The sequence below is a fragment of the Streptomyces sp. NBC_00096 genome (genome assembly GCF_045041305.1).
Taxonomy (GTDB): Bacteria; Actinomycetota; Actinomycetes; order Streptomycetales; family Streptomycetaceae; genus Streptomyces.
This window is the reverse complement of the sequence record NZ_CP108221.1, coordinates 1882611-1905694: the sequence shown is the minus strand read 5'-3', so window position 1 is coordinate 1905694 and position 23084 is coordinate 1882611. Positions and strand designations below refer to the sequence as shown.

The following is a 23084-nucleotide window of genomic DNA, read 5'->3' as shown; positions in this document are numbered from 1 at the left end:
GCCATGGCGTACCGCCCTTCGAAGCAGTTCAAGAAGACCGCCCTGGGAGCCGGGGCCGCCGCCCTGCTGCTCGCGCTCAACGCGCCCGCCGCGCTCTCCTTCGCCGGGGACACGTACCACTCGTACAAGATCGGCCGGTACAGCTACCGCATCCAGTACGGCTCGTGGGGGCTGATCGACCTGCCCGCCGAGTACCGGATCAACGCCATGCACGCGGCGCTGCTGCACACCGGCAAGGTGCTGCTGATCGCCGGCTCCGGCAACAACCAGCGCAACTTCGACAAGGGCACCTTCTCCACCGTCCTGTGGGACCCGAAGGACGACACCTTCAGGAAGATCCCGACCCCGGAGGACTTCTTCTGCTCGGGCCACAGCCAGCTGCCCGACGGACAGCTGCTGGTGGCCGGCGGGACCGCGCGCTACGAGGTGCTCGGCGGGAAGGTCACCCGCGCGGGTGGCGGCATGCGGGTCAAGAACGAGAGCCCCGACAAGGAGGTCAGGCTGGCGAAGGGCACCGTCTTCCGCTCCCCCTCCGGGGTCGAGTACGTGTCGAAGTTCGACGTCACCGTGCCGAAGGCCACCCGCCGGTTCGAGATCCCGTACGGGCAGGGCGGGCGGATGATGCCGTGGAAGACCGTGGTGGTCGCGGCGGAGGCGCGGGTCTTCGTCGAGGCGGTCCGGGAGGGCGCCGGGGGGCTGACGACCCAGGCCGCGCAGTACGCGGTGGCCGGGCTCACCGGCAGGGACGCCCACGACGTCTACGGGCTCGCGGAGCGGCTCAGTGCCGACAAGCAGGACTTCCAGGGCATCAAGTCGGCCTACGAGTTCGACCCGGTGGCGGAGAAGTACGTCCCGGTCGACCCGATGAGGGACGCCCGCTGGTACCCGACCCTGGTGGGGCTCCAGGACGGGCGGGTCCTCGCCGTGTCCGGGCTCAACGACGTGGGCGACGTCGTGCCCGGCGACAACGAGTACTACGACCCGCGGACGAAGAAGTGGTCCGAGGGGCCCTTCCGCTACTTCCCGACCTACCCCTCCCTCTTCCTCGCCCAGGGCGGGAAGCTGCTCTACACCGGCTCCAACGCGGGCTACGGCCCCAAGGACAAGGGGCGCGAGCCGGGGGTGTGGGACCTGGCGACCAACCGGTTCCGCAAGGTCGGCGGACTGGCCGACCCGGACCGGCTGGAGACCTCCTCCTCGGTCCTGCTCCCCCCGGCCCAGGACCAGAAGGTGATGGTGCTCGGCGGCGGCGGGGTCGGCGAGTCCCGGCTGTCCACCGCCCGGACGGCGGTCGTGGACCTCAAGGAGGCCGAGCCGGTCTTCCGCCCGACGGCCCGGCTGCCGCAGGGCGTGCGCTACCTCAGCAGCGTGCTGCTGCCCGACGACTCCGTCTTCACCACGGGCGGCTCGGCCGACTACCGGGGCCGGGGCGCCAGCGACATCCGCAAGGCGCAGTTCTACTACCCGCGCACCGACATCTTCGTGGCCGCCGCCTCCCCGACGGTGGGGCGCAACTACCACTCCGAGGCGCTGCTGCTGCCCGACGGGCGGGTGGCGACCTTCGGCTCCGACCCGCTCTTCGCCGACAAGGACAACACCAGGCTGGGGAAGTTCGAGCACCGGCTGGAGGTGTACAGCCCGCCCTACCTGTACCGGGACGCGGCGCGGCGGCCGGTCCTGGGGGAGGGCCCGGCGGAGCTCGCGCCCGGCGCCCGGGCCACCTTCCGGGCGCCGCGGGCGGAGCGGATCCAGCGGGCCCGGCTGATGCGGCCGAGCGCGGTCACGCACACCACCGACGTGGAACAGCGGTCGGTCGAGCTGGGCCTGGAGAAGACCGCCGGCACGGTGACGGTCACCGTGCCGGCGGACCCGACGCTGGTGCCGCCCGGCTGGTACATGCTCTTCGTGACGGACGCGGACGGAACCCCGTCGGTGGCGAAGTGGCTCCGGGTGCGGCCGGACCGGCCGACTGTTCCTCCGGCCGTTCCTCCGGCCGTGGCTCCGGTCGCTCCGCAGGAACACGGAGACGGCTGGCTGGACTAGGCCGTCCCCGGGCAGCCGGTCTGGCTGGACGGACCGGCCTGGCCGGTGAAGCACCGGCTGAAGCACCGGCTGAAGCACCGGCTGACGGGGAGGAGCCGATGGGCTGGTGCCTGGTGGCCAACGTCGCGCGGGAGACGGCCCATGGCGACGGCGGCCTGGAGATCCGCGACGGACCGCGGCACTGCTCGCCCGGCGCGCTGGTCTGGGCGACCCCTCCGATGTGGGGCGACGGCGGGGAGCGGATGCGGGTGACGGGCCGTCGCCGCAAGGACCGGTGGAGCTACCTCTCGGTCGTGGTGCACTCCCGCCACCTGGAGAACTTCCGGGTGAAGGGCGTCTACAGCCCGGCCCTGCTCACCGCCCTGGAGGGGACCCGCACCACGGGGCCCCGCGCCCGCACCCACCCCCTGTGGGGTTCGCGGGAGCGGGCGCAGGAGTTCGCGGACCGAGCCGCCGGCGGACCGGGCCTAGTCCGTGGAGCGGCGGGCCAGGCCCAGTGCGTAGTCGGGCCACCAGGTGCCGGCCGGCGGGCCGCCGCGGCAGGTGCCGTCGGATTCGCCGGGCCGCTTGATCCAGAGGTACGCGTCCACGAGCGGGTCGCCGGTCCCGGCGGTCGGCGGCGTGCCGAGGGCGCGGCCCGGCGGGTTGCACCAGGCCTGCTCGCGGTTGCCCCGGAGGGGGCCGTCGCCGTTGCGGCTGGTGTCGATGACGAAGTGCTTGCCCTTGGTGGCCTTGGAGAGGGTGGCGCCGTACTTCTGGCCGGCCGCGCTGGGCTGGAAGTTCGAGACGTTGAGGGAGAAGCCGTCGGCGTGGTCGAGCCCGGCCTCGTGGAGGGGGCCGACCAGTTTCGCCGGGTCCGGGATCCAGGCCGGGTTGCCGGCGTCCAGGTAGACCCGGGTGTTCTTGTTGCGCTTGAGCCGGTCGACGGCCTCGGAGAGCAGCCGCAGGCGTTCGTCGTGGTGGTCGGCCCGGGTGCACCCGTCGACGAGGTGCGCGATCGCGTCGGGCTCCAGGACGACCAGGGCCTTCGTGTCGGCGATGTTGTCGGCGAAGGCGCCGATCCAGCTGCGGTAGGCGGCGGCGTCGCGGGCGCCGCCGGCGGAGTGCTGGCCGCAGTCCCGGTACGGGATGTTGTACGCGACGAGGACCAGGGTGCGGCCGGCCGCGCGGGCGCTCGCCCCGGCCCGGCGGATCTCGGGGCCGGGGTCGTCGCCCGGACCCCACAGGGCCATTGGCCGGTCGGCGATGCGCCGGAGCACCTGGGCGTCGCTGTTGCGGCCCTGTGCTTCCCAGGTGGCGACCTGGCGGGCGGCGGCGCTCTGCGGGTCCACCCAGAAGGGGGAGCTGTCGACGAGGCCGACTCCCGTCGGGTGGTGGGGGGGTGCGGATTCCGGGTGGGGGGTGGGGGTGGGGGTGCAGGCGGTGGTGGTGGCGGCGGTGGTGGCGGCCAGGGCCAGGGCTAGGGCGAGGAGGGTGACGGGGCGTCTGCGGGGGCGGCCTGGCATCCGGGTTCCTCGGGGGAAGGGGGGGTGATCGGTGGACCGGGACATCGTGACATAAGGGGCAGATGGGGTGGTCTGCGACACCTTCGTGTGCGGCCGGGTGGCGGTGTGGCCCCGGGGGCGGGGGTGCCGCTGCGCGGGGCGGAGTCCCCTACCCGCCCTTCCACCGTTCCCCGGGCCGTGCCCGGACCCCTCCTGGGGCTCCGCCCCAGACCCCGCTCCTCAAACGCCGGAGGGGCTTGGTGTGGCTGCGGCCGGACCTCCTGGGGCTCGGCCCCGGACCCTGCTCCTCAAACGCCGGAGGGGCTGGATATGGGCGTCGGTGGGGCTGGGCGCGCGCGCCGGTGGGGCTGGGCGCGCCGGTGGGGCTGGGTATGGGCGTTGGTGGGGCTGGATGTGTGGCCCGGTGGGGTTGGACGTGTGCCGTGGGGTTGGACATGCGTGCCCGAGGGGTGGATGGGTGCCGGTGGGGATGGATTTATTTGGGGGATTCACGCGGTGGTCGGGCTGGTGAGGGCGATGGCCAGGGGGGTGCGTTCGTAGAGGATTTGGTGGCCGTGGCGGGAGGGGATGAGGAGGCCCGCGCCCTGGAGGGTCTTCAGGTGGGAGGAGACCGTGGAGGGGGCCAGGGACAGGCGGTGGGCCAGAGTCGTGGTCGAGGCGGGTTCGGTCAGGGCACAGAGGACGTCGGCGCGGGCCCGCCCCAGGAGGCGCGCCAGGGCCAGGGGGGCCGGGCCCGCCGGGGCGGTCCACAGTGCGCCGATGCCCCGGGCCGGGTAGACCAGGGTCGGCTGCCACGGAGGGTCGTAGCCGCCGACCACCTCCGGCCAGACGAAGGCGCTCGGCATGAGGAGGAGCCCCTGGCCGTCCAGCGAGCGGTCGTGGTGGTTGCGGCGGTCGATGGTCAGGGTGTTGCCCGACCACCGCAGATCCGGGTGGAGGCCGTCGAACAACGCCTCCAGTCCGCCCGCCGCCAGCCGCCGGGAGTGGAACAGGATGTCCGCCTCCAGCAGGGCCCGCAGCCTGGGCCAGTGCGGGGCCACCAGCGCGTGCCAGGCCTGTTCGTAGAGATCGGCCAGCTCCCGGACCGCCCGCGCGGGATCCGCCAGCATCCGCTGCCCGGCCCCGCTCTCCAGCGCGCCCGGGGTGCACACCAGGCTCCGCCGCAGGTCCTCCCGCGCCGCTTCGGGATCGGCGGCCCGGACCCGCGCCAGCTCCTCCTCGAAGGTGACCGACGGGCCCGTGGGGGGAGGGCTGAGGAAGTCCGGGTTGTGCCCGCCGGCGAGCGGCATCAGCAGCCACAGGGTCCGCAGGTCCAGCCCGGCCGCCGCCGCGTGGATCTGGCGGAGCCAGGGCAGGTGGTAGGACTGCCGCCGCGGTTCGCGCAGGACCCGGATCGCCTCCTGCGTCTCCCAGCGCGGGGAGATCGAGAACCGGCACCGCAGCAGGTCGGCGGGCCCGAAGCGAAAGTGGAACGGCACGCTGCCCTCCGGGTGGACGGTGAGGATCTGCCGGGGCCTTGCCCCAGCCTGCCCAGGCCTGCTCGGGCCCGCCGGGCCTGTGCGGATGGCCCGCCGGGCCTGCCGAGCCTGCCGGGCCTGTGCGGATGGCCCGCCGGGCCTGCCGGGCCTGTCGGGCCCGCCCAGGCCTGCTGGGCCCGCCCAGGCCTGCTGGGCCCGCCCAGGCCTGCTGGGCCTGCCGGGCCCGCCAGGCCCGCCGGGTGGCCCGCCGGGCCCGCCCCGGGTCCCCGGGGCCGCCCCCGCCCAGTGATTCGGGCCAGGGCGAATCTCTGTCCCCGCAGCCTAGGCGCCCGCAGCGTGGTCCGCATGACCACCGTCGATCCGGGCGTGCCCGCCGCCGAACCCCGTACCGCCCCTGCGGAGGAATCCGCCGTGGGCCCGAGCCCCGCCGCCCCCGCCCCCGCCGAGGAATCCGGCGGCTACCGCGCCGTGTTCCGCGTCCGGGAGTTCCGGCCCGTCTTCGCCGCGCACCTGCTGTCCGTGCTCGGTGTGGTCGTCGCCGAGATCTCCCTCACCGTGCTCGTGTACCGGGCCACCGGCTCCCCCCTGATGAGCGCCCTCACCTTCGCCCTCGGATTCCTGCCCTACGCCCTCGGCGGGACCCTCCTCGCCCCGCTCGCCGACCGGCTCCCCGCCCGCCGCGTGCTCGTCGGCTGCGACCTCGTCTGCGCGGCCTGCGCGGCGGCCATGGCCGTGCCCGGCATCCCGGTGGCGCTGCTCCTCGTCCTGCGCTGCGCGATGGCCTTCGTCGCGCCGCTGTTCCAGGGCGCCCGCAGCGCCTCCCTCACCGATGTCCTCGGCACCGGCGACGCGTACGTCCTGGGCCGCTCGCTGCTGCGCATGGTCGCCCAGAGCGCGCAGCTCATCGGCTTCGGCCTCGGCGGACTGCTGCTCACGGTCCTGGCCCCGCGCGGCGCCATCCTGCTCACGGCCGCGGGCTTCCTCGGCTCCGCGACCCTGCTGCGCCTGGGCACCCGGGCCCGGCCCGCCCGGAGCGCGGGCCCGGGCGGCGAGGGCCCGCGGGTCTCCCCGCTCGCCGGACTGCGCGCCGTCCTGGGGCACCGCAGGCTGCGGGCGCTCACCCTCCTGTGCTGGCTGCCGCCGCTCTTCGTGGTGGTGCCCGAGGCGCTGCTCACCCCGTACGCCGCGGGCCTCGGAGCCTCCACGGCCGCGCTCGGGCTGCTGATGTGCGCGATGCCGGCCGGAGCCATCGCGGGGGAGCTGTGGGCGGGCTCCGCGCTCACCGCCCGAACGCGTTCGCGGCTCGTGACCCCGCTCGCGGCCGTCTCGCTGCTCCCGCTGCTCGGCTACGCCGGCCGGCCCGGCGTGCCGCTCCTGCTGGGCACGCTCGTCCTGGCCGGGCTGGCCCACGCGTACACCCTCGGCCTCGACCAGTGGTACGTCGAGGCCGTGCCCGAGGAGCTGCGAGGCCGTGCGATGACCCTGCTGAGCACCGGGTTGATGACCCTTCAGGGCGTCGGGATGGCGCTCGCCGGGGTCGCGGCGGAGTTCCTGCCCGTCCACGCGGTGGTCACTGGGGCCGCGGTCCTCGGCACCGGGGCCGTCCTGCTGCTGCTCGCCGGGGTGCGCCGGACGGACGGGCCGAGGAGTGAGACGGGTGCCACTCGCAAATGACCGCCGGGTAGGGTCTGGTGCGTGCCCAAGCCGCTCAGCCTTCCCTTCGACCCCATCGCCCGCGCCGACGAACTGTGGCAGCGGCGCTGGGGTCCGGTGCCCTCGATGGCCGCGATCACCTCGATCATGCGGGCGCAGCAGATCCTGCTCGGAGAGGTCGACGCGGTCGTCAAGCCGTACGGCCTGACCTTCGCGCGCTACGAGGCGCTGGTGCTGCTGACCTTCTCCAAGGCCGGGGAACTGCCGATGTCGAAGATCGGCGAGCGGCTGATGGTCCACCCGACCTCGGTGACGAACACGGTGGACCGGCTGGTGAAGTCCGGCCTCGTCGCCCGGCGCCCGAACCCGAACGACGGGCGCGGCACGCTCGCGTCGATCACGGACAAGGGGCGCGAGGTGGTCGAGGCGGCGACCAGGGCGCTGATGGAGATCGACTTCGGGCTGGGCGTGTACGACGCGGAGGAGTGCGAGGAGATCTTCGCGCTGCTGCGCCCGCTGCGGGTGGCCGCGGCGGACTTCGACGAGAAGTAGTCGGAAGCAGCCCGGGAGCAGCCGGGGAGCAGCCGGGAAGTACGAGGAGCGGACGGGCGCGGTCGGGGCGTAGCGGCCGTCACGTCGGCCCCCGTCAAGATCGTGCAAACCGGACGGCTAGGCTCGACGGCATGAAACGAAGCGTGCTGACCCGCTACCGCGTCATGGCCTACGTGACCGCGGTCATGCTCCTGATCCTCTGCTCCTGCATGGTGGCGAAGTACGGCTTCGACACCGGTGCCGACCTGACCTTCGCGGTCTCGCAGGCGCACGGTGTGCTGTTCATGATCTACCTGGTGTTCGCCTTCGACCTGGGCTCCAAGGCCAAGTGGCCCTTCGGCAAGCTCCTGTGGGTCCTGGTCTCCGGCACCATCCCGCTCGCCGCGTTCTTCGTCGAGCGCAAGGTCCGCGCCGAGGTCGAGCCCCTGGTCGAGGGTGGCGTGGCCACCGCCCGCGCCTGACCTCGAGCGATCACCCCCCCACCCCCGGGACGACTCCCCGGGGGTCGGCCATCGACATTTACTAGGACGTCCTAGTAAATTCATGGGTATGGACGCTGACGCCATTGAGGAGGGCCGCCGTCGCTGGCAGGCCCGGTACGACAAGGCCCGCAAGCGCGAGGCCGATTTCACCACGCTCTCCGGCGACGCCGTCGATCCCGTCTACGGACCCCGGCCCGGCGACTCGTACGAGGGCTTCGAGCGCATCGGCTGGCCGGGGGAGTACCCGTACACCCGGGGCCTGCACGCCACCGGCTACCGGGGGCGGACCTGGACCATCCGGCAGTTCGCCGGGTTCGGGAACGCCGAACAGACCAACGAGCGCTACAAGATGATCCTGGCCGCCGGCGGCGGCGGGCTCTCGGTCGCCTTCGACATGCCCACCCTCATGGGGCGGGACTCCGACGACCCGCGCGCGCTGGGCGAGGTCGGCCACTGCGGGGTCGCCATCGACTCCGCCGCCGACATGGAGGTCCTCTTCAAGGACATCCCGCTCGGCGACGTGACCACCTCCATGACCATCAGCGGGCCCGCCGTCCCCGCCTTCTGCATGTACCTCGTGGCCGCCGAGCGGCAGGGCGTCGACCCGGCCGTCCTCAACGGGACGCTCCAGACCGACATCTTCAAGGAGTACATCGCCCAGAAGGAGTGGCTCTTCGAGCCCGAGCCGCACCTGCGCCTCATCGGCGACCTCATGGAGTACTGCGCGGACGGCATCCCCGCCTACAAGCCGCTCTCCGTCTCCGGCTACCACATCCGCGAGGCCGGGGCCACGGCCGCGCAGGAGCTCGCGTACACCCTCGCCGACGGTTTCGGGTACGTGGAGCTCGGCCTCTCGCGCGGGCTGGACGTGGACCACTTCGCGTCCGGGCTCTCCTTCTTCTTCGACGCGCACCTCGACTTCTTCGAGGAGATCGCCAAGTTCCGCGCCGCCCGCCGGATCTGGGCCCGCTGGATGAAGGAGGTGTACGGGGCGAAGTCCGACAAGGCGATGTGGCTGCGCTTCCACACCCAGACGGCCGGGGTCTCCCTCACCGCCCAGCAGCCGTACAACAACGTCGTGCGCACCGCCGTGGAAGCCCTCGCGGCCGTCCTCGGCGGCACCAACTCGCTCCACACCAACGCCCTCGACGAAACCCTCGCGCTGCCGAGCGAGCAGGCCGCCGAGATCGCTCTGCGCACGCAGCAGGTGCTGATGGAGGAGACGGGCGTGGCCAACGTGGCCGACCCGCTGGGCGGTTCCTGGTTCGTCGAGCAGCTCACCGACCGCATCGAGGCCGAAGCCGAGAAGATCTTCGAGCAGATCAAGGAGCGCGGGCTGCGCGCCCACCCGAACGGGCAGCACCCGATCGGCCCGATCACCTCGGGCATCCTGCGCGGCATCGAGGACGGCTGGTTCACCGGGGAGATCGCCGAGTCGGCGTTCCAGTACCAGCGCTCGGTGGAGAAGGGCGACAAGCGGGTCGTCGGAGTCAACGTCCACCACGGCTCGGTCACCGGGGACCTGGAGATCCTGCGGGTCAGCCACGAGGTGGAGCGCGTACAGGTACGGGAACTCGCGGAGCGCAAGGCAGGCCGGGACGAGGCCAGGGTGACGGCGGCGCTGGACGCCATGCTGGCCGCCGCCCGGGACGGGTCGAACATGATCCCGGCCATGCTGGACGCGGCGCGCGCCGAGGCCACGATGGGCGAGATCTGCAACCTGCTGCGCGACGAGTGGGGCACCTACACGGAGCCGCCGGGCTTCTGACGCCCGCCCGGACCCAACGACCCCCCGGAGCCCCTAAGGTGGCGGCCATGACCGGCCGCCACCTTCCCGTTCCCGTGTACGGGGTGAGCGCCCGCGTGGTCATGCAGACCGGCCGCGGGCCGTACGCGTACGTCGCCGCCGACTTCGAGCCGCCCGGCCGGGGCGGGCAGACGGAGGTCCTGAACGCCGTGCCGGACGCCCGGCTGCCCGCGCGGTACGTGTCCTGCGTGCGGGCGGGCATCGTGCGCGGACTGGACGGTGTGGCGGCCTCGGTGCTGCTCACCGACGCCGGGTTCCACGAGACGGACTCCTCGGAGTACGGCTACCGGCTCGCCGGGCTGGATGCGGGCCGGGCGGCGCTCGTGGCCTGCGGGCTGCTCCCGCCGGAGGAGGCGGACAGCCTGCGCTGGGCCGACTGGCCCGGCCGCCCGAGGCCCTGGCCGGGCCACAACCCGCGCTCGGACGCGCTGGTGGCTTCGGCCCCGGCCTGGTGCGCGGACTTCCTGCCCCTGTCGGACGGCGGCCGGCCCGCGGTGGTCACACCGCCGGAGCGGCGCCGGAAGGGCCGGCGCCGGGGCCCCGGAGGCCGTGCATGAGCAGGGCGGTGAAGGTGGTCACCCACAGCTCGTCCACCGGCTCGGAGCTGACCAGCGCACGGTGCACGACCGTGCCCGCGATCACGTCGAAGATCAGGTCCGTGGTGTGGCCGGCGAGGGACTGGTCCTCCTCGTAGGGGAGTTCGCCCCGGGCCTGGGCCCGTTCGCGGCCCAGTACGACGAGACGTTTCTGCCGGTCCACGATCGCCGACCGGATCCGGTCCCGCAGGGCCTCGTCCCGGGTGGACTCGGCGACGACCGCCATCAGGGCGGTACGGGCCTCCGGGCGCCGCAGCAGCGCGGCGAACTGGAGTACCACGTACTCGATGTCGGCTTCGAGCGAGCCGCGGTCGGGGAGTTCGAGGGAGTCGAAGAGCTCCGCAACGGCGTCCACGACCAGTTCGCTCTTGCCCGCCCAGCGCCGGTAGAGGGTGGTCTTGGCGACCCCGGCCCGCGCCGAGACGTCCCCCATCGTCAGCTTCGACCAGCCCAGCTCCACCAGCGCGTCCCGTGTCGCGGCGAGGATCGCGGCATCCGCCGCGGCGCTGCGCGGGCGGCCGGTGCGGCCGGGCGGGGAGGAGGGCTCTGAGCTGGGGTTGCGCATGGCCGAGACCATACCCGCCGGTAGGGGAGCCGCTCGGCCCCCCGTACGTGTGGTTCAGATCACGGCCCGCGGACGGGCGCGGCGAGTTACGCTACGACTCGTAGCGTAAGAGCGACAACCACGCGAAGAGCTACCGGCGCCAGGTGGGGACCCGGCGCCACAACACGGCAAGCACAGCACGGCAAGCACGGTGAGCAGGGCGGTACCGCACGGCGGGTACCGCGATCGGTTCGTTTCGGCCGATCTTTTTCGTCGGCGCGCGCACACGGGGGAGGATGTACGCATGCAGCCCAGAAACATGTCCATGAGCGGCGTCGTCGACCTCGCCGCGGTGAAGGCGGCCGGCGAGGCCAAGGCGAAGGCCGAGCAGGCTCGCGCCGAGGCGGCCCGTAAGGCCGCTCAGGGCGGTGCGCCCTCCTCCGCCGGGGCCGTTGCGCCGTCCGCGCTCGTCTTCGACACCGACGAGACCCGCTTCGAGAGCCATGTCGTCCCGCTCTCGGCCGAGGTTCCGGTCATCCTCGACTTCCGCGCCGACGGCTTCGAGCAGGGCCGCGAGCTGAGCCTGCTGCTGGAGCGGCTCACGGTCGAGGCGAACGGCCGCCTGGCGCTGGCCGCGCTCGACGTGGCGGCCAGCCAGAACCTGATCCGCGAGTTCCGCGTCCAGGCCCTTCCTGCCGTCTTCGCGGTGGTCGCGGGCCAGGCGATGCCGCTGTTCCAGGACTTCGCGCCCGAGGCCGAGGTCCGCGCGGTCCTGGCCCAGCTGGTCCAGATCGCCGAGGAGCGCTTCGGGATCATCGGCCTCCCGGTGGATCCCGCGGCCGGGGGCGCCGCCCCGGGTCCGGGCGCGGTGCCCGCCGAGGAGCCGGCCGGCCCGTACGACGCGCTGCTGGACGAGGCGATCGCGGCGCTGGACGCCGACGACCTGGACGGGGCGGTGCGCGCGTACAAGAACGTCCTGGCGGCCGATCCGGCCAACACCGACGCCAAGCTGGGTCTCGCGCAGACCGAGCTCTTCGTCCGGGTCAAGGACATGAACCCGCAGGCGGTGCGCGCCGCCGCGGCCGACGACCCGCGCGATCCCGCGGCGCAGATCGCGGCGGCCGACCTGGATCTGGCCGGCGGTCACGTGGCCGACGCCTTCGGGCGTCTGGTGGACACCGTCAAGGTGACGTTCGGTGACGACCGGGACGCGGTGCGCGTGCGACTGCTGGAGATGTTCGAAGTCGTCGGTCCCGACAACCCGCTCGTCACGTCCGCCCGTACGGCGCTCGCCCGGGTGCTGTTCTAGCAGCGGTCCGGCGCCGGTCCGGCGCCGGTTCGACATCGGTCCGGCACCGACGATTTGTTGACACAGAGATAAACAGCGGCCGCACTTTGCCAAAACTTGGCAATTGCGGCCGCTGTTACTCGCAGTAAATCGAACCCCGTGAACTGTCCGGTGTGTTCACTCTTCCTCCGATCTGTCGTGGCCCTGGGTAACACCCTGTGTTGCCGCCCGACAGTCCCAGGTCTTCCTCCGGTTATCTGGCCGTTACCCGCCAGTAACGAACCCCCTTGTGCCCCGGCCGCGAATGGACCACGATCGGCGACGCTCGGTCCTTCCCGCAGAGCCGCTCATCCGGAGCCGCGGTGAAGGGTCCCCACCGGGCCGGCCGGTGGCAGTGGCACCGGCCGCGGGACAGGGGGGTCTCCGCCGTACGGCGGAGCCTGTCCTCCAGGTTGCGCGAACGCGTGGCCAAGTGGTTGTCGCTCGGGGGTGAACGCCGGTGTACCGGAACGCGGTTGTGCCGCGCCCGGCCGCTTGCGCTCCTTCCCGAGGACGTAGCACTTCTCCCATCCCAGGACGGGTACGGCCCGGACCGGAGATGTACGTCCGAGAAGGAGGAACAAAATGAGTTCTCAGATTCGTGGCGGGACCAGATGGAAGCGCTTCGCGCTCGTCATGGTGCCGAGCATCGCGGCCACGGCCGTGGTCGGTGTGGGTCTGGCGCAGGGTGCCCTCGCGGCTTCCTTCGCCGTCTCGGGCCAGGACTTCAAGGTTTCGGCCGACAAGCTCGAAGGCACGAACCTGATCCAGTACGGCAGCGTCGCCGAGGGTCACGACCTCAAGGGCAACGCGGCGCACCACCCGGTCACCATCTCCGGGTTCAGCCACGCCGAGATCTACAACATGTGCCAGTCGCTGGTGACGCCGACGCCGCTCGGCAACATCACGATGAAGCTGCAGACGGGCACCAAGCCGGGCAAGCCGGCCGTGGCCGACAACATCTACCTCGATGTTGCCGAGCTCGACACGGACGCCGAGTTCACCAACCTGGACATCGGTGTCGCCGTGGGCGACGCGGGCCACAAGACCAAGCCGCAGGCCGGCACGGTCGCCAGCCCGTACCTGTTCTCGCAGCGCGCGGACAAGGCGGTGCTGTCGAACGTGCGCCAGAAGGCGTGGGCGACGACGGCGGGCACCTTCAAGCTGCCTGACCTCAAGCTGCGCCTCCTCGGTGGCGACCAGCCCTGCTACGCGGACGGGCAGTAACCGCTCCCGGTGCGTTAACCGGACGGGCGGGCGATGCCGGCAGTCGTCGCCGTCGCCCGCCCGTCCGGGCTCCACATAGTTCTCAGTACCACCCGTTTCCAGGGAGCTGTTGTCCATGAACCCCCAGGCCCCGGTTTACGTGCGCGCCGAAGACGACGCCTGGCTCACCGCGGTGTACTACCACGTCCACGCGTGGAGTGGGCGCCGCCCCTTCTGGGCGGGTCTGATCATCATCCTCAGCGGTGTTCCGATCGCGTACTTCCCCTACGCGGACGTCCGGCTCGGCAACATCACCATCGCGATGGCCACGACGGCCGGTGCCGGTTCGCTGATCATCGGCCTCCTCCTGGTGACGCTGGGGCTGACGCTCTGGCTCCAGCAGGGCGTACGGATCTTCGCGGGGGTCGCGGCGATGCTGCTGGGGCTGGTGTCCCTGCCGGTGTCGAACCTCGGCGGCTTCGGCATCGGGCTCATCCTCTCCATGGTCGGCGGCGGCATGGCGCTGGCCTGGGCGCCGGGCAAGCCGGCGGACCCGGAGGACGCGGCGGACACCAGGAACCCGGCGCAGGCCGTGGACCTGGGCAAGGCGCAGGCGATGGCGGGCCCCCCGAACGTCCCGGGTCCCCGCGCGACGGAAACGGCATACGCGACCGAGACGACTGCCCACGCCGATGGCGGGAGGAACAGTGCGGGGTGACGAAACGCAACGGAGCGAGGCTCCGGGTGCGGAGTCCCGTGAGAGGAAGGGCCCGCGCCACGCGGCGCCCAGGAAGTCGCTCCTGACCAAGATCCAGATACCCGTCGGCAAGACGATGGCGCTGGCCGCCATGCCGACCGCGGTCTTCGTCGGCATGAGCATGGCGCCGAAGTTGGCCGTGGCCGACGACAAGGAGATCCCCTTCGCGCCCGGACCGTGCGTGACGCGGTCCGACGAGCCCGCGGAGTCCGCCTCCCCGTCGCCGTCGAAGACGCCTTCCAAGACCCCTTCGAAGTCTCCGCAGACGACGCCCTCGGCGGGCAAGTCGCCCACCGCGGTGCCTTCGCCGAGCACGAGCCCGTCGGCGTCCAAGCCGGTGCAGAAGCCCGCCGCCAAGCCGGCCGAGAAGCCCGCGGTCAAGCCGGCGGCGGTTCCCGCCGCGGGGGCCAAGGTCTCGAACCCGCTGGACCCGCTGGGTGTCGGCGACGCGATCAAGGGCCTCCTCGACGAGCTGGGCCGGCCGCTGGCGAACCCGCCGGCCACCACCGCCCCGCAGGCGCCGAAGCCCGCGACCACCACGCCCGCTCCCGACCCGGCGGCGGCCGCGATCCGCGACGCCGCCAAGACGGCCGGCGCCCAGGTCTCGGAGCTCTCCGAGGAGGTCAAGGGCACCACGGCCACCCCGAAGGACGAGACGGGCGCCGCGGCGGGCAAGGGCCAGGGCAAGAAGGAGACCGAGAAGCCCGGGGACAAGGCTGAAGACAGGGCCGGGGACAAGGCCGGGGACAAGGCCGAGGACGGGAAGAAGCCCTTCCCCTGCCCGACCTACGACGCCAAGGCCCTGGCCGACGCCGAAGTGGAGCAGGGCATCCCGCTGCTCCCGGACGAGCCCTGGTACCTCGACAGCTCGCTGCTGACCCTCTACGGCCTCGACTACGAGGGCATCGTCGAGGTGAAGACGGCGAGCGGCAAGACCAAGACGGTCCTGAAGTTCACGGCGGACTCGCTGGACATCAAGGACCTCTACCAGACGGTCGGCAAGGGCGGGCAGGTCGCCCACCTGAAGTCCCGTCCGGGTTCCACGTCGAAGATCCGCGGGGCCAAGGTGACGATGTACACCGAGAGCCTCAAGGGCAACCTCTTCGGCCTGATCCCGATCGAGTTCAGCCCGCAGAGCCCGCCGCCCCTGAACGTCCCGTTCGCGTTCTTCACGAACGCCAAGGTCGTCCAGGCCGGCCAGTTCGGCGGCAACCTGACCGTGCCGGGCCTCAAGAACTACATCGGCCCGGCGGAGTAGACGCGTACGGTCTCGCGCGGCCGCACGCACTGAGGGCGGCACCCCGGATCCTCCTTGGGATCGGGGTGCCGCCCTCGGTCTCTGTGCGGCAGGGTCGGGCCGGCGGGTGCGAGGTCAGTCGCGGGCGCCGCCGCCCAGGTGGTGGACGCGGACCATGTTGGTCGTGCCCGGGACGCCGGGGGGCGAGCCCGCGGTGACGATCATGGTGTCGCCGTTGTTGTAGCGGCCCAGTTTGAGCAGTTCCGCGTCCACGAGGTCGACCATGGAGTCGGTGTTGTCCACGTGCGGGACGACGTAGGACTCGACGCCCCAGCTCAGCGTGAGCTGGTTGCGGGTGCCGGCGTCGGTGGTGAAGGCCAGGATCGGCTGGATCGCGCGGTAGCGCGACAGGCGGCGGGCGGTGTCACCGGAGTGGGTGAAGGCGACCAGGGCCTTGCCGTCCAGGAAGTCCGCGATCTCGCAGGCCGCGCGGGCGACGGAGCCGCCCTGGGTACGGGGCTTCTTGCCCGGGACCAGCGGCTGGAGGCCCTTGGACAGGAGCTCCTCCTCGGCCGCCTCGACGATCTTCGACATCGTCTTGACGGTCTCGATCGGGTAGGCGCCGACCGAGGACTCGGCGGACAGCATGACCGCGTCCGCGCCGTCGAGGATCGCATTGGCGACGTCGGAGGCCTCCGCGCGCGTCGGGCGCGAGTTGGTGATCATCGACTCCATCATCTGGGTCGCGACGATCACCGGCTTGGCGTTGCGGCGGCACATCTCCACGAGGCGCTTCTGCACCATCGGGACCTTTTCGAGCGGGTACTCGACGGCGAGGTCGCCACGGGCGACCATGACCGCGTCGAAGGCCGCGACGACGCCCTCCATGTTGGCGACGGCCTGGGGCTTCTCGACCTTGGCGATGACGGGGACCCGGCGGCCCTCCTCGTCCATGACCTTGTGGACGTCCTTGACGTCGTTGGCGTCACGCACGAAGGAGAGGGCGACCATGTCGCAGCCCATCCGCAGGGCGAAGCGGAGGTCGTCGACGTCCTTCTCCGACAGGGCGGGGACGTTGACGGCGGCACCCGGCAGGTTGATGCCCTTGTGGTCCGAGATGACACCGCCCTCGATGACGATGGTCCGGACCCGGGGGCCCTCGACCTCGGTCACGCGGAGCTCGACGTTGCCGTCGTTGATCAGGACCTGGTCGCCCTTGGAGACGTCGCCCGGCAGACCTTTGTAGGTCGTGCCGCAGATGGACTTGTCGCCCGGGACGTCCTCGGTGGTGATGGTGAACTCGTCACCGCGGACGAGCTCGACGGGACCCTCGGCGAAGGTTTCCAGACGGATCTTCGGACCCTGGAGGTCGGCGAGGACGCCGACGGCACGCCCGGTGTCCTCGGAGACCTTGCGGACGCGGTCGTACCGCTCCTGGTGCTCTGCCTGGGATCCGTGGCTGAAGTTGAATCGGGCCACGTTCATACCGGCCTCGACGAGCGCTTTCAGCTGCTCATACGAGTCGACGGCGGGGCCCAGCGTGCAGACGATTTTGGAACGGCGCATGAAGGCGATCCTATCGGTTTGTTTCGTAGCGGAATATTCCGTCTGGTGGAAAGTCCAAAGTGACTAGCCGGTAACCAGCGCGTACGTCTGGCTGGCGATCTCCAGTTCCTCGTCCGTGGGGACCACGGCCACGGCCACCCGCGCGTACTCCGCGGAGACCAGGCGCGGCTCGGGGGACCGCACCGCGTTGGCTTCCAGGTCGAGCGCGAGGCCCAGCTCCTCCAGTCCGGCCAGGGCCATTTCCCGGATGGAGGAGGAGTTCTCGCCGACGCCCGCCGTGAAGGCGACCGCGTCGACCCGGCCGAGGACCGCCGAGTAGGCGCCGATGTACTTCTTCAGGCGGTGGATGTACGAGGCCAGGGCCAGTCGCGCCGAGGCGTCGCCCTCCTGTGCCCGCCGCTGCACCTCGCGCATGTCGTTGTCGCCGCACAGACCCAGCAGACCGCTCTTCTTGTTGAGCAGCGAGTCGATCTCGTCCACGGACATGCCGCCGACCCGGGCCAGGTGGAAGACGACCGCCGGGTCCAGATCGCCCGAACGGGTGCCCATGACCAGCCCCTCCAGCGGGGTCAGGCCCATCGAGGTCTCCACGCAGACCCCGCCGTGGACGGCCGAGGCGGAGGCGCCGTTGCCCAGGTGCAGCACGATCACGTTCACGTCCTCCTCGGCCTTGCCGAGCAGCGCGGCCGTCGCCCGGGCGACGTAGGCGTGGGAGGTGCCGTGGAACCCGTACCGCCGGATGGAGTACTTGTCGGCCGTCGCGGTGTCGATCGCGTACCGGGCCACGTGCTCCGGCATCGTCGAGTGGAAGGCCGTGTCGAAGACGGCGACCTGCGGCAGGTCCGGGCGCAGGGTGCGCGCCACCTCGATGCCGGTCACGTTCGCCGGGTTGTGCAGCGGGGCGAGCGGGATCAGGGCGCGGATCTCGGCCAGGACCGCGTCGTCGATCAGGGTGGGGTGGGTGAACTTGGTCCCGCCGTGCACCACCCGGTGGCCCACGGCGGCCAGTTCGGGCGAGTCCAGGCCCAGCCCGTCGGCGGCGAGCTCCGCCGCGACGGCCTTCAGCGCGGCCTCGTGGTCCGCGATCGGGCCGGTCCGCTCGCGCTTGCCGCCCTCGGCGCCCGGTCCGGTCAGCGGCTCGTGCACGAGCCGGGAGGTCTCCTCGCCGATGCGCTCCACCAGACCGACCGCCAGGCGGGAGGAGTCCGCCATGTCGAGCAGCTGGTACTTCACCGACGAGGAGCCGGAGTTGAGGACGAGTACGCGCGATGCGGTCACGATGGGGGTCTTTCCTTCTGGTGGGGGCTCGGGCGGGAGGGGCGGCGGTCAGCCGGCCACGGGCTGGGACTGCGCCTGGATCGCGGTGATGGCCACCGTGGTGACGATGTCCTGGACCAGGGCGCCGCGCGAGAGGTCGTTGACCGGCTTGCGCAGACCCTGCAGCACCGGGCCGACCGCCACGGCGCCGGCCGAGCGCTGCACGGCCTTGTACGTGTTGTTGCCGGTGTTGAGGTCCGGGAAGATCAGCACCGTCGCGCGGCCGGCCACGTCGGACTCCGGCAGCTTGGTGGCGGCGACCGAGGGCTCCACGGCGGCGTCGTACTGGATCGGTCCCTCGATCAGCAGGTCGGGGCGCAGCTCGCGGACGATCTCGGTGGCCTTGCGGACCTTGTCCACGTCGGCGCCGGAGCCGGAGGTGCCGGTCGAGTACGAGAGCATCGCGATCCGCGGCTCCAGGCCGAACGCGGCCGCGGTGGTGGCCGACTGGACGGCGATGTCGGCGAGCTGCTCGGCGTTGGGGTCCGGGTTGACGGCGCAGTCGCCGTACGCGAGGACCTTGTCGGCCAGGCACATGAAGAAGACCGAGGAGACGATGGAGGCGTCGGGCTTGGTCTTGATGATCTCGAAGGCCGGGCGGATGGTGGCGGCGGTGGAGTGCACCGCGCCGGAGACCATGCCGTCGGCCAGGCCCTCCTGGACCATCAGGGTGCCGAAGTAGTTGACGTCGGTGACCACGTCGTTGGCCAGCTCGACCGTCATGCCCTTGTGGGCGCGGGCCTTGGCGTAGTACTCGGCGAACCGTTCCCGCAGCGGGGAGGTCGACGGGTCGATGAGCTGGGCGGCCGAGATGTCGATGCCGAGATCGGCGGCCTTCTTCAGGATCGCCGGCTCCTCGCCCAGCAGGGTGAGGTCGCAGACCCCGCGGCGCAGCACCACGTCCGCGGCGCGCAGCACGCGCTCCTCGGTGCCCTCGGGGAGCACCACGCGGCGGCGCTCGGAGCGGGCCCGCTCCAGCAGCTCGTTCTCGAACATCATCGGGGTGACGCGCTCGGAGCGGGCCACCGAGAGCACCTCGCGCAGTTCGGCGGTGTCCACGTGCCGCTCGAACAGGCCGAGCGCGGTCTCCAGCTTGCGCGGGGTCGCGGAGTTGAGCCGGCTCTGCAGGGAGAAGAGTTCGGCGGCCGTCGGGAAGCTGTTGCCGGCCACCGAGACCACCGGGGTGCCCGGCGCGAGCTTCGAGGCCAGCGTCAGGATGTCCTTGGTCGGGCGCTCGTTGAGGGTCAGCAGCACACCGGCGATCGGCGGGGTGCCGGAGGTGTGCGCGGCGAGCGCGCCGATGACCAGGTCGGAGCGGTCCCCGGGGGTGACGACCAGGCAGCCGGGGGTCAGGGCGTTCAGGAAGTTCGGCAGCATGGCTCCGCCGAAGACGAAGTCCACGGCGTCGCGGGCCAGCCCGGCCTCGTCGCCGAGGAGCACCTCGCCGCCGAGCGCCTGGGTGATCTGCGCGACCGTCGGGGCCGACAGGTGCTTGTCGTCCGGCAGGACGTAGCAGGGGACGGGGAGCCGGGCGGCCAGCCGCTCGGCTATCACCTCGCGGTCCTCGGCGGCCACCCGGTTGACGACCATCGCGCCCACGTGGCAGCCCAGGGCCTCGTACGCGCGGTAGGCGTTGCGGGCCTCGGCGCGCACGGCCTCGGCGGGGTGCTTGGTGCCGCCCACGACGGGGATGACCAGCGCGCCCAGCTCGTTGGCGAGGCGGGCGTTGAGCGCCAGTTCGTCCGGGAGGTTGGTGTCGGCGTAGTCGGTGCCGAGGACCAGCATCACCTCGTAGTCCCGCGCCACCTCGTGGTAGCGGCCGACGAGCTGGGAGACCAGTTCGTCGGTGCCCTTCTCGGCCAGGATGGCGGAGGCCTCGTGGTACTCCATGCCGTAGGCGGTGGAGGCGTCCTGGTCGATCCGGTAGCGGCCCTTGAGCAGATCGAAGAGCCGGTCGGGCCCGTCGTGCAGCAGGGGGCGGTAGACGCCCACCCGGCCCGTCTGGCGAGTCAGGAGCTCCATGATCCCCAGCTCGACGACCTGGCGGCCGTCCCCCCGCTCGATACCGGTCACGTACACGCTGCGCGTCACGCGTGCTCTCCGTCCCATCGTGTGAAATCTCGGGATCGCCCCACCACGATTCTGGCTGCGGCGGGGCGGATGTACGAGTCGGTTGTCCCAGTAAATATGGGCTTGACCTCTTGACAATACCTCTGCGGGTCGATAGGACGCCCGCCGGAAAAAGGGCCTGTCCGGGCGGGTCCAAAGGCCTCCCGGGCGCCCGGCGGCGGAGCGTCACGGAGCGCGCCCCCGCCCCTGACCATGGAACAATCGGACAGGCTTCACCATTACGCCCCTCATACAGTCCTTCATACGGCTCTTCACATGAGCAACCGGCCGGCTGTCCGCCCGCACGCGAACGGCCAGGTACGACCAGGAGCAGGAGACACAGCACGATGCGTATCGGAGTTCTCACCGCAGGCGGCGACTGTCCGGGCCTGAACGCTGTCATCCGGTCGGTCGTACACCGTGCCGTGGTCGGGCACGGGGACGAGGTCATCGGTTTCGAGGACGGCTTCAAGGGCCTCCTCGACGGCAACTTCCGCCCCCTCGACATCAACGCCGTCAGCGGCATTCTCGCCCGCGGCGGAACGATTCTCGGGTCGGCGCGCATGGAGCGAGCCCGCCTCCACGAAGCGGCCGAGAATGCCGCAGAACTGGCCAGGCGCTACGGCATCGACGCCCTGATCCCGATCGGCGGCGAGGGCACCCTGACCGCCGCCCGGATGCTGTCGGACGCCGGAATGCCCGTGGTCGGCGTGCCGAAGACCATCGACAACGACATCTCCTCCACCGACCGCACCTTCGGCTTCGACACGGCCGTCATGGTCGCCACCGAGGCCATCGACCGCCTCAAGACCACCGCCGAATCGCACCAGCGCGTCATGGTCGTCGAGGTCATGGGCCGTCACGCGGGCTGGATCGCCCTGGAGTCCGGCATGGCCGGCGGCGCCCACGGCATCTGCCTGCCGGAGCGCCCCTTCGAGGTGGACGCCCTGGTCAAGATGGTGGAGGAACGATTCGCCCGCGGTAAGAAGTTCGCCGTCATCTGCGTGGCCGAAGGCGCGCACCCGGGCGAGGGCTCCATGCCGTACGAGAAGGGTGCGATCGACCAGTACGGTCACGAGCGCTTCGCCGGCATCGGAAACCGCCTCGCCGTGGAGCTGGAGCGGCGCCTGGGCAAGGAAGCCCGCCCCGTCATCCTCGGCCACGTCCAGCGCGGCGGCACCCCCACCGCCTACGACCGCGTCCTCGCGACCCGCTTCGGCTGGCACGCGGTCGAGGGCGTCCACCGCGGCGACTTCGGCAACATGACGGCCCTGCGCGGCACCGAGATCGTCATGGCCCCGCTGGCCCACGCCGTCACCGAGCTGAAGACCGTCCCCGAGGACCGCATGTACGAGGCCGAGTCGGTCTTCTGACCGTCCCGGCCGGCCGGGACCTCCGTCCTGACTTCCGGCGCCGAAAGGCCCCGGTCCCGTCCGCCCGTGGACGCGATCGGGGCCTTTCCCGTAGGGGATCCGCCGGGGAAATGTGTCCTACGCCGCACCGCCCGCGACCGACCAGAAGCGGTCCACGATGTCCGCGAGGAACTCCCGTCCCGAGTCCCCGCTGCCTGCCTCGCCCTGCGCGCCTCCCCAGCCCAGGGTCGCCACCATCCGCGACTGGTACTCGCCGTGCAGCTGCTCCAGCACCCGCTCCAGGTGCGCCTTGGGCACGGGCAGCAGCTTGGTCAGCGGCTTCACGTAGGCCTGCCAGCGCGTGGTCACCGCGCTGCGCAGCATCTCGGCCAGCTCCTCGTGCTTGCCGGTCGCCGTCACGAACTGGGCCAGGGTCAGTCCCAGCGCGGTGGCCAGCGCGGCGGACTGCCGTTCGTTGCCCTTCCAGCGGCCGGTGTCCTCCATCTTCTGGTAGGCGCCCGCGTCCACACCGAGCCGCCGGGCCAGCTCGTCGGCGGCCAGCCCCCTGGCGATCCGGTGCTCCCGCAAGGTGACGGGCTCGGCGAGCAGCTCGGCGGGGGAGCACCAGAGCACGCCGGCGAGGGCCGTGAGTTCCGCGGCGGTGGGTGAGATCTCGCCACGCTCCCACGCCATCACGGTCTCGGGCGTGACGAGCATTCCGTACTGGGCGCGCAGGCCATAGGCGACATGACCGGGAGCCATGCCCAGGGCCGCGCGGAGACGACGCGCGGCGGGGGCATTGAAAGGGGGGCTGGAGTGCACACGGCACACCGTAGGAGTGGCCGAGGGGTGGCGACTACAGACCAATCAAACAAGCCCATAACTCGTAGGAACGTCCTATGAAGTAAAGGGCTTTGGTCCGTTTCCTCTGCGACTGTCCGGTAATCGGATTGAGCCGTGATCCACTTCCTAGCGTACGTTTCCGGCCGTCCCCCGCGATACCCCTGCGCGTGATCCGCCTCACAGGATCCGGACCGGCTCGAACCAGCCACTCGTCCGGTCCGTACTCCAGGGCGGAGGCCCTCGCGAACGGGGGTGGCGAGGGCCTCCGCGGTTCCCCTCCTTGCCTTGACGCCGACGTCAGGGATTAGCGTCGGGGCCATGCGAATCGGCGAACTGGCCGAGCGGGCCGGCACCAGCACGCGGACGCTCCGGTACTACGAATCGCGGGGACTGCTCCCCGCGCGGCGCGATGCCAACGGCTACCGCGCCTACGACGAGGACGACCTGCGGCTGCTCCGCCAGATCCGCACGCTCCAGGACTTCGGCTTCGACCTGGAGGAGACCCGTCCGTTCGTGGAATGCCTGCGCGCCGGGCACCCGGCCGGCGACTCCTGCCCGGCCTCACTGGCGGTCTACCGGCGCAAGCTCACCGAACTGGACGGCCTGATCGGCCGCCTCACCGACGTGCGCGAACAGGTCGCGGGCCAGCTCGCCGAAGCCGAAGCGGCACGGCCCAGATGCGAGATGACCGGATGACCGGCCGGCGGTCC

General features: G+C 71.8%; 19 protein-coding genes. 12 read left to right on the top strand and 7 right to left on the bottom strand.

Annotated elements, in window-relative coordinates; all coding sequences use genetic code 11:
* The first annotated feature begins 3 nt into the window (after positions 1-3).
* Positions 4-2043, top strand: coding sequence for a galactose oxidase-like domain-containing protein (locus OG904_RS07895; protein WP_405488751.1), 2040 nt, complete (start codon positions 4-6; stop codon positions 2041-2043).
* Between the two features lie 467 nt (positions 2044-2510).
* Here the strand turns inward: OG904_RS07895 and OG904_RS07890 are convergent, their stop codons facing one another.
* Positions 2511-3548 (bottom strand): glycoside hydrolase family 6 protein, encoded by a 1038-nt coding sequence (locus tag OG904_RS07890; RefSeq protein WP_405488749.1) that lies wholly within the window; start codon positions 3546-3548, stop codon positions 2511-2513.
* A gap of 488 nt (positions 3549-4036) precedes the next feature.
* On the bottom strand, positions 4037-5026 hold the full coding sequence (locus tag OG904_RS07885) for a DUF5937 family protein (protein WP_405488747.1): 990 nt from the start codon (positions 5024-5026) through the stop codon (positions 4037-4039).
* Positions 5027-5371: 345 nt separating this feature from the next.
* Between OG904_RS07885 and OG904_RS07880 the strand changes: the two genes are divergently transcribed.
* From OG904_RS07880 to OG904_RS07860, 5 genes are all read left to right on the top strand, one after another.
* Positions 5372-6700: an MFS transporter gene (locus OG904_RS07880; protein ID WP_405488745.1), complete on the top strand. Its 1329-nt coding sequence runs from the start codon at positions 5372-5374 to the stop codon at positions 6698-6700.
* A 21-nt stretch (positions 6701-6721) separates the two neighbouring features.
* The gene (locus OG904_RS07875; RefSeq protein ID WP_405488743.1) at positions 6722-7231 is read left to right on the top strand and encodes a MarR family winged helix-turn-helix transcriptional regulator; all 510 of its coding nucleotides are present in this window, start codon (positions 6722-6724) and stop codon (positions 7229-7231) included.
* A gap of 131 nt (positions 7232-7362) precedes the next feature.
* Positions 7363-7692 carry a DUF3817 domain-containing protein gene (locus tag OG904_RS07870; protein ID WP_328300859.1) on the top strand — a complete coding sequence of 110 codons (330 nt, stop codon included), beginning with the start codon at positions 7363-7365 and terminating at the stop codon, positions 7690-7692.
* An 88-nt stretch (positions 7693-7780) separates the two neighbouring features.
* A complete protein-coding gene (locus tag OG904_RS07865; RefSeq protein WP_405488741.1) occupies positions 7781-9481 on the top strand; it encodes a methylmalonyl-CoA mutase in 1701 nt (566 codons plus the stop codon).
* 47 nt (positions 9482-9528) lie between these two features.
* On the top strand, positions 9529-10077 hold the full coding sequence (locus OG904_RS07860; protein WP_405488740.1) for a hypothetical protein: 549 nt from the start codon (positions 9529-9531) through the stop codon (positions 10075-10077).
* Here the strand turns inward: OG904_RS07860 and OG904_RS07855 are convergent.
* A complete protein-coding gene (locus tag OG904_RS07855; RefSeq protein WP_405488738.1) occupies positions 10019-10681 on the bottom strand; it encodes a TetR/AcrR family transcriptional regulator in 663 nt (220 codons plus the stop codon). The genes OG904_RS07860 and OG904_RS07855 overlap by 59 nt on opposite strands.
* Before the next feature lie 283 nt (positions 10682-10964).
* Between OG904_RS07855 and OG904_RS07850 the strand changes: the two genes are divergently transcribed.
* The 4 genes from OG904_RS07850 to OG904_RS07835 all read left to right on the top strand — a co-directional run bounded on the left by OG904_RS07850 (position 10965) and on the right by OG904_RS07835 (position 15208).
* Positions 10965-11969: a tetratricopeptide repeat protein gene (locus OG904_RS07850; protein ID WP_405488736.1), complete on the top strand. Its 1005-nt coding sequence runs from the start codon at positions 10965-10967 to the stop codon at positions 11967-11969.
* A 603-nt stretch (positions 11970-12572) separates the two neighbouring features.
* On the top strand, positions 12573-13214 hold the full coding sequence (locus tag OG904_RS07845; RefSeq protein ID WP_405488734.1) for a DUF6230 family protein: 642 nt from the start codon (positions 12573-12575) through the stop codon (positions 13212-13214).
* Between the two features lie 115 nt (positions 13215-13329).
* A complete protein-coding gene (locus OG904_RS07840; RefSeq protein WP_405488732.1) occupies positions 13330-13911 on the top strand; it encodes a DUF6114 domain-containing protein in 582 nt (193 codons plus the stop codon).
* Positions 13901-15208, top strand: a complete 1308-nt coding sequence (locus tag OG904_RS07835; protein ID WP_405488730.1) for a hypothetical protein — start codon at positions 13901-13903, stop codon at positions 15206-15208. The genes OG904_RS07840 and OG904_RS07835 overlap by 11 nt, the downstream gene beginning before the upstream one ends.
* A 114-nt stretch (positions 15209-15322) precedes the next feature.
* Here OG904_RS07835 and pyk read toward each other — a convergent pair whose 3' ends face one another.
* The 3 genes from pyk to pta all read right to left on the bottom strand — a co-directional run bounded on the left by pyk (position 15323) and on the right by pta (position 20161).
* Positions 15323-16753 carry a pyruvate kinase gene (gene pyk / locus OG904_RS07830; RefSeq protein WP_405488728.1) on the bottom strand — a complete coding sequence of 477 codons (1431 nt, stop codon included), beginning with the start codon at positions 16751-16753 and terminating at the stop codon, positions 15323-15325.
* A gap of 63 nt (positions 16754-16816) precedes the next feature.
* Positions 16817-18031, bottom strand: coding sequence for an acetate kinase (locus OG904_RS07825; RefSeq protein ID WP_405488726.1), 1215 nt, complete (start codon positions 18029-18031; stop codon positions 16817-16819).
* Positions 18032-18079: 48 nt separating this feature from the next.
* A complete protein-coding gene (pta, locus tag OG904_RS07820) occupies positions 18080-20161 on the bottom strand; it encodes a phosphate acetyltransferase (protein WP_405488724.1) in 2082 nt (693 codons plus the stop codon).
* Positions 20162-20526: 365 nt separating this feature from the next.
* Here pta and OG904_RS07815 point away from each other — a divergent pair, with 365 nt between their 5' ends.
* The gene (locus OG904_RS07815) at positions 20527-21552 is read left to right on the top strand and encodes an ATP-dependent 6-phosphofructokinase (RefSeq protein WP_405488722.1); all 1026 of its coding nucleotides are present in this window, start codon (positions 20527-20529) and stop codon (positions 21550-21552) included.
* Positions 21553-21669: 117 nt separating this feature from the next.
* On the opposite strand, the gene OG904_RS07810 is transcribed toward OG904_RS07815, so the two are convergent.
* Positions 21670-22353, bottom strand: coding sequence for a helix-turn-helix domain-containing protein (locus OG904_RS07810; RefSeq protein WP_405488720.1), 684 nt, complete (start codon positions 22351-22353; stop codon positions 21670-21672).
* Positions 22354-22692: 339 nt separating this feature from the next.
* Here OG904_RS07810 and OG904_RS07805 point away from each other — a divergent pair, with 339 nt between their 5' ends.
* Positions 22693-23070 (top strand): MerR family transcriptional regulator, encoded by a 378-nt coding sequence (locus OG904_RS07805; RefSeq protein ID WP_405488718.1) that lies wholly within the window; start codon positions 22693-22695, stop codon positions 23068-23070.
* Positions 23071-23084: the final 14 nt, after the last annotated feature.